This window comes from Streptomyces sp. NH27, from assembly GCF_056859195.1.
In genome coordinates, this window is sequence record NZ_JACEGK010000329.1 from 1 (window position 1) to 8,854 (window position 8,854).

The 8,854-nt window shown below is 72.7% G+C and carries 8 protein-coding genes and 2 pseudogenes; 3 read left to right on the forward strand and 7 right to left on the reverse strand.

Going from position 1 to position 8,854, the window contains the following annotated elements:
* Nucleotides 1–621, forward strand: a pseudogene (locus AC13HU_RS24240) (hypothetical protein); the annotation flags it as partial.
* Here the strand turns inward: AC13HU_RS24240 and AC13HU_RS24245 are convergent.
* From AC13HU_RS24245 to AC13HU_RS24270, 6 genes are all read right to left on the reverse strand, one after another.
* Nucleotides 608–2,023: an FAD-dependent oxidoreductase gene (locus tag AC13HU_RS24245; protein WP_483044055.1), complete on the reverse strand. Its 1,416-nt coding sequence runs from the start codon at nt 2,021–2,023 to the stop codon at nt 608–610. The pseudogene AC13HU_RS24240 and the gene AC13HU_RS24245 overlap by 14 nt on opposite strands.
* Nucleotides 2,020–2,658: an NADAR family protein gene (locus AC13HU_RS24250; RefSeq protein ID WP_483044056.1), complete on the reverse strand. Its 639-nt coding sequence runs from the start codon at nt 2,656–2,658 to the stop codon at nt 2,020–2,022. The genes AC13HU_RS24245 and AC13HU_RS24250 overlap by 4 nt, the downstream gene beginning before the upstream one ends.
* Before the next feature lie 7 nt (nt 2,659–2,665).
* The gene (locus tag AC13HU_RS24255; RefSeq protein WP_483044057.1) at nt 2,666–3,211 is read right to left on the reverse strand and encodes an MOSC domain-containing protein; all 546 of its coding nucleotides are present in this window, start codon (nt 3,209–3,211) and stop codon (nt 2,666–2,668) included.
* A 65-nt stretch (nt 3,212–3,276) separates the two neighbouring features.
* Complete coding sequence (locus AC13HU_RS24260) at nt 3,277–3,459, reverse strand: hypothetical protein (protein ID WP_328472075.1); 183 nt, start codon at nt 3,457–3,459, stop codon at nt 3,277–3,279.
* Nucleotides 3,460–3,640: 181 nt separating this feature from the next.
* Nucleotides 3,641–6,079 carry a Tex family protein gene (locus AC13HU_RS24265; protein WP_483044061.1) on the reverse strand — a complete coding sequence of 813 codons (2,439 nt, stop codon included), beginning with the start codon at nt 6,077–6,079 and terminating at the stop codon, nt 3,641–3,643.
* A gap of 155 nt (nt 6,080–6,234) precedes the next feature.
* Nucleotides 6,235–6,741 carry a GNAT family N-acetyltransferase gene (locus tag AC13HU_RS24270; protein WP_483044058.1) on the reverse strand — a complete coding sequence of 169 codons (507 nt, stop codon included), beginning with the start codon at nt 6,739–6,741 and terminating at the stop codon, nt 6,235–6,237.
* A 198-nt stretch (nt 6,742–6,939) separates the two neighbouring features.
* Between AC13HU_RS24270 and AC13HU_RS24275 the strand changes: the two genes are divergently transcribed.
* Entirely contained in the window at nt 6,940–8,019 is a 1,080-nt protein-coding gene (locus AC13HU_RS24275) for a fatty acid desaturase family protein (RefSeq protein ID WP_483044059.1), read from the forward strand.
* A 75-nt stretch (nt 8,020–8,094) separates the two neighbouring features.
* A complete protein-coding gene (locus AC13HU_RS24280; protein ID WP_483044060.1) occupies nt 8,095–8,571 on the forward strand; it encodes a macro domain-containing protein in 477 nt (158 codons plus the stop codon).
* Nucleotides 8,572–8,621: 50 nt separating this feature from the next.
* Here the strand turns inward: AC13HU_RS24280 and AC13HU_RS24285 are convergent.
* A pseudogene (locus tag AC13HU_RS24285) lies at nt 8,622–8,854 on the reverse strand (M1 family peptidase); the annotation flags it as partial.

Sequence of the window (8,854 nt, forward strand, 5' to 3'; positions counted from 1 at the left end):
CCGCACGACCCCGACGCGAAGTCCGGTGGAGGGCCCGCCCTCGCCCCGCCCGACACATCGGTGTGGGGACCGCAGCAACGGCGTCTGGGCGCCGACGAGATAGCGATCCGGTGGCGCGAATGGCGCGACCAGATCGGCCCCGCCGCCACGGACGCCGCGGCTGCTACCGACGCCACCGCCAACGCCGCGGATGCGGACACGGCGACAGCGACAGCGACAGCCGAAGGCGGCACCGACACCACCAGCGGCACAAGCGACTCCGGAGTCCCCGACTTTCAAACCCGCCACGACGACCACGCGCCCGCCGCCCGTAGCGGGGCCGGTCGCGCCGACGTGAAGGCGCCCGGTCCCGCCATCTCGCACGACGGCGTCCGCCGCGCCCTGGAGAGCGCCGAGGCGTACACCCGCGAACCCCCTCCGCCCGGCCGGGTCCGCACCGTATACGGGGCGGTCCGCGCCGACGGCCCCGGCTGGAGCCTGGTGGCCAGGGCCGACGACATGGCGTTCGTACTGCTGGACGACGCACCGGGGGAGGTCCTGCCGGTGGGGCGCGGCTCAGCGCTGCCGCCGCTGCTCGAAGCTCTCGGCAGGCTCGCCGCGGCCGAGGTCAGGTCGGCTTGACGCCATGGGCGCCGGTGCCGCCCGCCGCGCTCGCGATGTCGGCGGCCACCGCGTCCGCCGCCTTGCGCGCGGCGACCAGCACGGGGTCCCACACCGGGGAGAACGGCGGGGCGTAGCCGAGGTCGAGATCGACCATCCGCCCGACGGTCATCCCCGCGGTGAGTGCGACCGCGCCGACGTCGACGCGCTTGGCCGCGCCCTCCCGGCCGACGATCTGGAGGCCGAGCAGCCGTCCGGTGCCACGCTCGGCGAGCATCTTGACGGTCATCAGGGCCGCCTGCGGGTAGTACCCGGCCCGGCTGGTGGACTCGATGACCGCGATGACGAAGTCGAGGCCCGCGGCCCTGGCCTGGGACTCCTTGAGGCCGGTCCGGGCGATCTCCACGTCGCACACCTTGCTGACGGCGGTGCCGACCACGCCGGGGAACGTGGCGTAGCCGCCGCCGATGTTGGTGCCGATAATCCGGCCGTGCTTGTTGGCGTGGGTGCCCAGCGCGATGTGCTGCCAGGCGCCGGAGACGAGGTTGAGCACTTCGACGCAGTCACCGCCGGCCCAGATCCGCTCGGTGTCGCGCACCCGCATCGAACGGTCGGTGAGCAGCCCGCCGTGTGTGCCCAGGGGCAGTCCTGCGTCGCGGGCGAGGGCGGTGTTCGGCCGGACGCCCAGGCCGAGGACGACCAGGTCAGCGGGATATTCCGCGTCGTCGGTGGCAACGGCGCGGGCCCGTCCGGCGGCGTCGGTGAGCACCTCGCGGGCGGCGCTGCCGGAGACGACGGTGACACCGAGCCCTTCGAGTGCCGCGCGTACCAGGCGCCCCATGTCGGGGTCCAGGGTCGTCATCGGCTCCGGGTTGCGGTCGACGAGGGTGACGTCGAGGCCGTGCCGCAGCATCGCCTCGGCCATCTCGACACCGATGTAGCCGCCCCCGACCACCACGGCCCGCCGCACCCCGTCACGGTCCAGGCCGCGCAGTACGGCCTCGCCGTCGTCCAGGGTCTGCACTCCGAAGACACCGGGCGCGTCGATGCCCGGGATCGGCGGCCTTACGGGCAGCGCACCGGTGGCGATCACCAGTTGGTCGTAGCCGGTCCACCGCTCACGGCCGTCGGCGTCGCGCGCCAGGACGCGGGCGCCGTCGCGGTCGATCTCCGTCACCTCGCTGCCCAGACGTACGTCGATGCCGCGGTCGCGGTGCTCGGCGGCGGTACGGGCGATCAGCGCGTCGGGGCCGGTGGTGTCGCCGGCGATCCAGTACGGGATGCCGCAAGCACTGTAGGAGACGTGCCGGCCACGCTCGAAGGCGATGATCTCCAGGTCGTCGGCGGGCCTGCGGCGGCGGGCCTGGGAGGCGGCGGACATGCCGGTGGCGTCGCCACCGATGACCACCAGGCGTTCGGTCATGGGACGGCGGGTGCCTCTCGTCCGGGGACCTGTCCTTCGAGGGCCTGTACTCCTGGCGCCTCTCCTCCGGGGGCGGCATGCCGCTCCCTGGCCGCCATGAGGGCGAATCCGAGCAGGTTCAGGCCGCGCCAGGCGTGGGGGCGCTCGGCGCGGTCGTCATCGGCGGCCAGGCCGATGCCCCAGATCCGGTCCAGCGGGCTGGCCTCGACCAGCACGCGGCGAGCGGTACCGAGCAGGTAGGCGCGCAGGTCGGGGTGCTGGTCGAACTTGTGCACGCTACCCGCGACGACCAGGGCGAAGCGCTCCCGCTCCCACAGCGCCTCGTCGAAGCCTCGGACGGTGCGGCCCACGGTCTTCGCGGCCTTGGGGTGACCGGCGGCGACGGCGCTGCGCGCGGCGTCCTCGTCGCCGAACAGCCGGGCCTTGCCCGCCATCATCCAGTGCTCGCTGGTGGCGTAGGTGACGCCGTCCACCGTGAAGGGGGCCGGCCACCACTGGCTGAGGCAGCCAGGGCCGATACTGCCGTCGCGCTGCGGGCGGTGGCCCCAGAAGTGCAGGTACTTCACCCGGGCGCCGGCGGCCACGAGCGAGGCCAGCTCCGGGACGGAGCGTACGGCGGTGACGTCGGCCGTCATGGCGGGTTCAGACCCTTTCCAGTGGGCGGTGCGGTGCGGCGGGCAGCTCGACGGCGATCGGATCGCCGGGGCGTACGACGCCGCCCTCGATCACGACGCTCATGACGCCGCCCTTGCGGACGATCGCGCCCGCCTCGTCACGTCCGACGACCTGCTTGAGCAGGCCGCTGCGGAAGGTGTCGATCTGGCGGCAGGGGTTGCGCAGGCCGGTCACCTCGATCAGCGCGGTGGGCCCGAGCCGCAGCCGGGTGCCGGCGGGCAGGTCGAGAATGGCCAGGCCGTGGGTGGTGATGTTCTCGCCGAGTTCGCCGGGCCCGACCTGGTACCCGGCCGCGCGCAACTCGTCGAACAACTCGGCATGGATCAGATGGACCTGCCGAAGGTTCGGCTGGGTGGGGTCCTGGGCCACCCGGGACCGGTGCTGGACGGTCACGCCGAGATGCGCGTCGCCCTCGACGCCGAGTCCGGCGAGCAGCCGGACGCTGTCCTGGTTGACCTTGCTGAACCGGTGCGTGGCGTCACGACTGACCGCGACGACGGAACCGCTGAGCATGAAGTGCTTTCCCCTCGATCGGATTCCCTGACCCGACACTTCACCCTATCGAGGGGACGGCGAGGTCAGCGACCGATTTGCCGGCGGCTCACGCGGCGCAGCCGGCGGCGCTGGGAGGAGTCGAGCGTGAAGTACGCGACGGCCGGCACGCCGATCACGACCAGGAAGAACACCCACCAGGGAATCCAGGCGAGCAGGATCAGCCCTACCACCACGCCACCGATGGCGACCTTCGTACGATTCGTCATGCTCCCCGCCTCCATCTCACGGCGGCCCGCGCCGCGCCCTCACCGTACCTATCCAGTGGAACGCGCCGCGAGCCGTCCTGGTTCCCCGTGCCCCGCCTTGCAAGGCCCGGCGGGTAAAAACCGGGCAAGGCATCGCGGGTGTCGCCCGGGATGTAAGGGGTGTGCCCCTGGGTCGTGGGGCCTACTTGCCGCCGGTCAGGCCGGCACGGCGCAGCGCGTCGGCCATCGCACCGCCCGGTGCGGGCTGCCCGGAGCCACCGCGCCGGCCGCCTCCGCCCTGGCTGCCGCTCCTGTCTCCGTTGCCACCCCGGCCGCCGCTGTTGCCGCCGCGACCGCCCTGGCGCGGCGGGCCGCCGCGTCGCTCGCCGTCCTGCCGTTCGCCGCCGCGCTGATCGCCACCGCGCGGCCGGGCCTCGTCCTGGAGCCGCAGCGTCAGCGAGATCCGCTTGCGCGGCAGGTCCACGTCGAGGACCTTGACGCGCACGATGTCGCCGGGCTTGACGACATCGCGCGGGTCGGACACGTAGGAGTCGGACAACGCCGAGACGTGCACCAGACCGTCCTGGTGGACGCCGACGTCGACGAACGCGCCGAAGGCCGCCACGTTGGTGACCACGCCCTCCAGCAGCATCCCCGGGCGCAGGTCCTTCATCTCCTCCACGCCCTCCTTGAAGGTCGCGGTCTTGAAGGCGGGGCGGGGGTCACGGCCGGGCTTCTCCAGCTCGGTGAGGATGTCCGTGACGGTCGGCAGGCCGAAGGAGTCGTCCACGAAGTCCTGCGGACGAAGGGCCCGCAGCACCGTGCCGTTGCCGATCAGCGCGGGGATCTCGGTCTGCGCGCTCGCACTGATCCGCCGCACCACCGGGTACGCCTCCGGGTGCACGCTGGAGGCGTCCAGCGGGTCGTCGCCGCCCTGGATGCGCAGGAAGCCCGCGCACTGCTCGTACGCCTTCGGGCCGAGCCTGACGACGCCTTTGAGGTCCTTGCGGGTGCGGAACGGGCCGTTGCTGTCGCGGTGCGCGACGATGTTGCCGGCCAGGCCCTCGGTGATGCCGGACACCCGGCGCAGCAGCGGCACGGACGCGGTGTTCACGTCGACGCCGACGCCGTTGACGCAGTCCTCGACGACCGCGTCCAGGGAGCGCGACAGCTTCATCTCGGACAGGTCGTGCTGGTACTGCCCGACACCGATGGAGCGCGGGTCGATCTTGACCAGCTCGGCGAGCGGGTCCTGGAGGCGGCGGGCAATGGAGACCGCGCCGCGCAACGAGACGTCCATGTCGGGCAGTTCGGCCGAGGCGTACGCCGAGGCGGAGTAGACCGAGGCGCCGGCCTCGGAGACGACCGCCTTGGTGAGTTTCAGGTCCGGGTGCGCCTTGATCAGGTCGGCGGCGAGCTTGTCGGTCTCGCGGGAGGCCGTACCGTTGCCGATCGCGATCAGGTCCACCCGGTGGGCGGCGGCGAGCCTGGCGAGGGTGGCCAGGGACTCGTCCCAGCGGTTGCGGGGGGCGTGCGGATAGATCGTGTCGGTGGCGACGACCTTGCCGGTGCCGTCGACCACCGCGACCTTGACGCCGGTGCGCAGGCCCGGGTCGAGCCCCATGGTGGCGCGGGTGCCGGCGGGGGCGGCGAGCAGCAGGTCGCGCAGGTTGGCGGCGAAGACGCGAACGGCCTCGTCCTCGGCCTGCTGCCGGAGCTGGACCCGCAGGTCGATGCCCAGGCGGACCAGGAAGCGGGTGCGCCAGGCCCACCGGACGGTGTCGGCGAGCCACTGGTCGGCGGGCCGGCCGCGGTCGGCGATCCCGAACTGCTGGGCGATGCGCCGCTCGAAACTGGTCGGGCCCTCGGCGGGCTCCTCGGGCTCCAGGGTGAGGTCGAGGACCGCCTCCTTCTCGCCGCGCAGCATCGCCAGCACACGGTGGGAGGGCAGCTTGGTGAACGGCTCGCCGAAGTCGAAGTAGTCGGCGAACTTCGCGCCGGACTCCTCCTTGCCGTCGCGCACCTTGGCGACCAGCCGGCCGCGGTTCCACATCCGGGTGCGCAGTTCCCCGACGAGGTCGGCGTCCTCCGAGAAGCGCTCGGTCAGCACGGCCCGGGCACCCTCCAGCGCCGCCGCCGCGTCCTCGACGCCCTTGTCCGCGGACACATATCCGGCCGCCTCGGCCTGCGGGTCGAGACCGGAGTTCGCCAGCAGCGCGTCGGCGAGCGGTTCGAGACCGGCCTCGCGGGCGATCTGGGCCTTGGTGCGGCGTTTGGGCTTGTAGGGCAGGTAAATGTCCTCAAGGCGCGCCTTGGAGTCGGCGGCCATGATCTGGGCGCGCAGCGCGTCGTCGAGTTTGCCCTGCGCGTCGATGGACTCGAGGACGGCCGTGCGGCGCTCGTCCAACTCCCGCAGGTAGCGCAGCCGCTCCTCCAGGGTGCGCAACTGCGCGTCGTCCAGGGTGCCGGTCGCCTCCTTGCGGTAGCGGGCGATGAACGGCACGGTCGCACCGCCGTCCAGCAGGTCGACCGCCGACCGGACCTGTCCTTCGCGTACGCCAAGCTCCTCGGCGATCCTGGCTTCCACCGACACGTTGCCGCTGATGATCTCGCTCCTAAGCTCGCCTGCCGGGCGGCGCATCCCGCGCACCGCCCCGCGTGTGTCTTGCATCGTAGACGCCGGGCGGCGGTGGACGTCGTTGGCCGCACCCGGACCGGCAGGAGCACCCGAACGCCCACACCACCCGGCCGGTCCGAGGTGCCCGAGCCCCCCCCGGCGCGAGGAGGACCGGCGGCTCAGCTCGGCTTCTTCTCGAACCAGTGGTCCGCATACGGGCTTTCGTTGTACGCCTCGATCTCCTGGTAGCCGAGCCGGGCGTACAGCGCGCGGGCCTCGACGAGGTCCTTGCGGGTGTCCAGGCGGATGCGCGCGGCGCCGAAACCGTCGCGGGCGACCGCCTCGGCGGCCGTGACCAGTTCGGTGGCGACGCCGAGCCCGCGCGCCTCGGGGGCGACGTACATGCGGGTCAGTTCCGCGGTGCCGGCGGTCAGTACGCGCACTCCGACGCAGCCGACCGGTACGCCGTCGATCCAGGCGACCAGGAACTCGCCGGTGGGGCCGGTCAGGTCGTCGCTCGGCTCCTGCGCGAGCACCGCGTCGACCTCGTCGTCGTCGGTGGGGCGGCCGTAGTAGCGGGCGACGAGTTCGGTGTAGTAGCGGCGCAGCAGCGTCCGCGACTCCGGCGCGGTGACGGGATGGGGGCCCGAGGTGCGGTGCCGGTCGAGGTGGTCGGTCGAGGTCACGGCGCCATCCTGGCAGTAGCGGGGTGGGGTTATCCCCCGGTTCTCCGTAGGGCCGCCCCAGAGGAAGCGGGGTGATGGCGCCATGGCCGCGGGCTGCGGAGGTTCCTAGCGTCAGGGGTACGGCCGACGACGGCCGCCCACCGTCCTTTTCCGGCCCGCGGCATTCACGCGGCGCAGGACCATGCCCGAGGAGCGCCCATGCCGCCTGCAAGCCACACTCTCGCCGTCGCGCCACCTGTCCCATCAGTTGTCGAACCAGCTGCGCCGCAAGCACAGGAACATGCCGCGGGCAGCGAGTTCGCGCCACTGCTACGGCAGATCAAGGACGCGGGGCTGCTACGGCGCAGGCGCGGGCACTACGCGGTGTCGCTCACCTTGAACCTGCTGGCCTTCGCCGCGGTGTGGGCGGCGCTCTTCCTGGTCGGCGGCACCGGGTCGTGGTGGGTGCTGGCACTGGCGCTGCCGGCGGCGGTGCTGTCGGCCCGTACCGGCTTCGTCGGGCACGACGCGGGACACCAGCAGATCGCGGCGGGCCGGCGGGCGAACCGGGTGATCGCGCTGCTGCACGGGAACCTGCTGCTGGGGATGGGCGCCGCTTGGTGGTCCGACAAGCACAACAAGCACCATGCCAACCCCAATCACGTCGGCAAGGACCCCGATGTCGAGGTGGGCGCCTTGGTGTGGACGCGGGCGCAGGCGGTGGAACGACAGGGCTTCGCACGTTTCCTGACGAAGCATCAGGCGCGGCTGTTCTTCCCGATGCTGCTGCTCGAAGGGCTGGCACTGAAGGTCGCCAGCTTCCAGGACCTGCGCCGGCTGGACCGCCGGGAGCGGCTGGTGGAGGGCGGGCTGCTGATCGCGCACCTCGTGGGGTATGCGGCACTGCTGCTGACCGCGCTGTCGCCGGCGCAGGCGATCGCGTTCGCGGCGCTGCACCACGCGCTGTTCGGGGTGCACCTGGGGTGCGCGTTCGCACCCAACCACAAGGGGATGGCAATGCCCGAGGAGGGATCGCGCTGGGGCCACCTGCGCCGCCAGGTGCTCACTTCGCGCAACGTGCGCGGCAACCCGGTCACCGACTTCTTCCTCGGCGGCCTCAACTACCAGGTGGAGCACCACCTCGTGCCGAGCCTGCCGCGCCCGCACCTGCGGCTGGCGCAGCCGCTGGTCCGCGCGCACTGCGCCCGCCTCGGCATCCCGTACACCGAGACCGGGCTGATCGACTCCTACCGGCAGGCGCTGAGCCACATGCACGCGGTCGGCGAGCCGCTGCGTTGAGCGGACAGGACCGCGCCGAGGCCCGGCGGGACGGGCTCGGGGCCGAATGTCGGTGGCCGGCGCTAGCGTGGCGGCATGGGGGAGATCGTGTATGTGCGGGGAGATGCCACCGCACCGCAGGGCAAGGGCGTCAAGGTGATCGCGCACGTCTGCAACGACCTGGGCGGCTGGGGCAAGGGGTTCGTGCTGGCGGTCTCGCGCCACTGGCCGGAGCCCGAGGCGGCCTACCGGCGCTGGCACCGCGAGCGGGCGCGCAACGACTTCGGTCTGGGCGGCGTCCAGCTCGTCCAGGTCGGCACGTACACATGGGTGGCCAACATGGTCGGCCAGCGCGGCATACGCAGTGGCAGCAAGGGCGTGCCGGTGCGGTACGAGGCGATCGGCACCGCGCTCGGGTCCCTGGCCGAACGGGCCCTGGAGCTGGGCGCGTCGGTGCACATGCCGCGGATCGGGTGCGGCCTGGCCGGCGGGAAGTGGGACCGGGTCGAGCCGCTGGTCACCGCCCGGCTGGTGGAGCGCGGGGTCGCCGTCACGGTCTACGACCACGACTGACGGGCCGGCCGGCCGTGGATCGCCCCTTGCCGACGCGGCAGGGGCGCGCCTCACAGGTGCGCGGGCCGCTCTGCGCCGTACAACCAGGTGGCGAAGAGCGGCCGCAGGTCCCGGGAGGTGAAACGGGCGCAGAAGGCGGTGAAGTCGGCGGTGGACGCGTTGCCGTAGCGGTGGGCGGCCGGCCACTCCTTGAGCAGCCGGTCGAAGGCGGACACGCCGAGCGTGCGGCGCAGTTCGTACAGCACCAGGGCGCCGCGGCCGTAGACGGGCGCTGCGGAGACGG

What these genes read in the sequence shown, in the direction of transcription:
- AC13HU_RS24245 (WP_483044055.1), bottom strand. Translation starts at nt 2,023, where the DNA reads ATGACCGAACGCCTGGTGGTCATCGGTGGCGACGCCACCGGCATGTCC.
- AC13HU_RS24250 (WP_483044056.1), bottom strand. Translation starts at nt 2,658, where the DNA reads ATGACGGCCGACGTCACCGCCGTACGCTCCGTCCCGGAGCTGGCCTCG.
- AC13HU_RS24255 (WP_483044057.1), bottom strand. Translation starts at nt 3,211, where the DNA reads ATGCTCAGCGGTTCCGTCGTCGCGGTCAGTCGTGACGCCACGCACCGG.
- AC13HU_RS24260 (WP_328472075.1), bottom strand. Translation starts at nt 3,459, where the DNA reads ATGACGAATCGTACGAAGGTCGCCATCGGTGGCGTGGTGGTAGGGCTG.
- AC13HU_RS24265 (WP_483044061.1), bottom strand. Translation starts at nt 6,079, where the DNA reads ATGCGCCGCCCGGCAGGCGAGCTTAGGAGCGAGATCATCAGCGGCAAC.
- AC13HU_RS24275 (WP_483044059.1), top strand. Translation starts at nt 6,940, where the DNA reads ATGCCGCCTGCAAGCCACACTCTCGCCGTCGCGCCACCTGTCCCATCA.
- AC13HU_RS24280 (WP_483044060.1), top strand. Translation starts at nt 8,095, where the DNA reads ATGGGGGAGATCGTGTATGTGCGGGGAGATGCCACCGCACCGCAGGGC.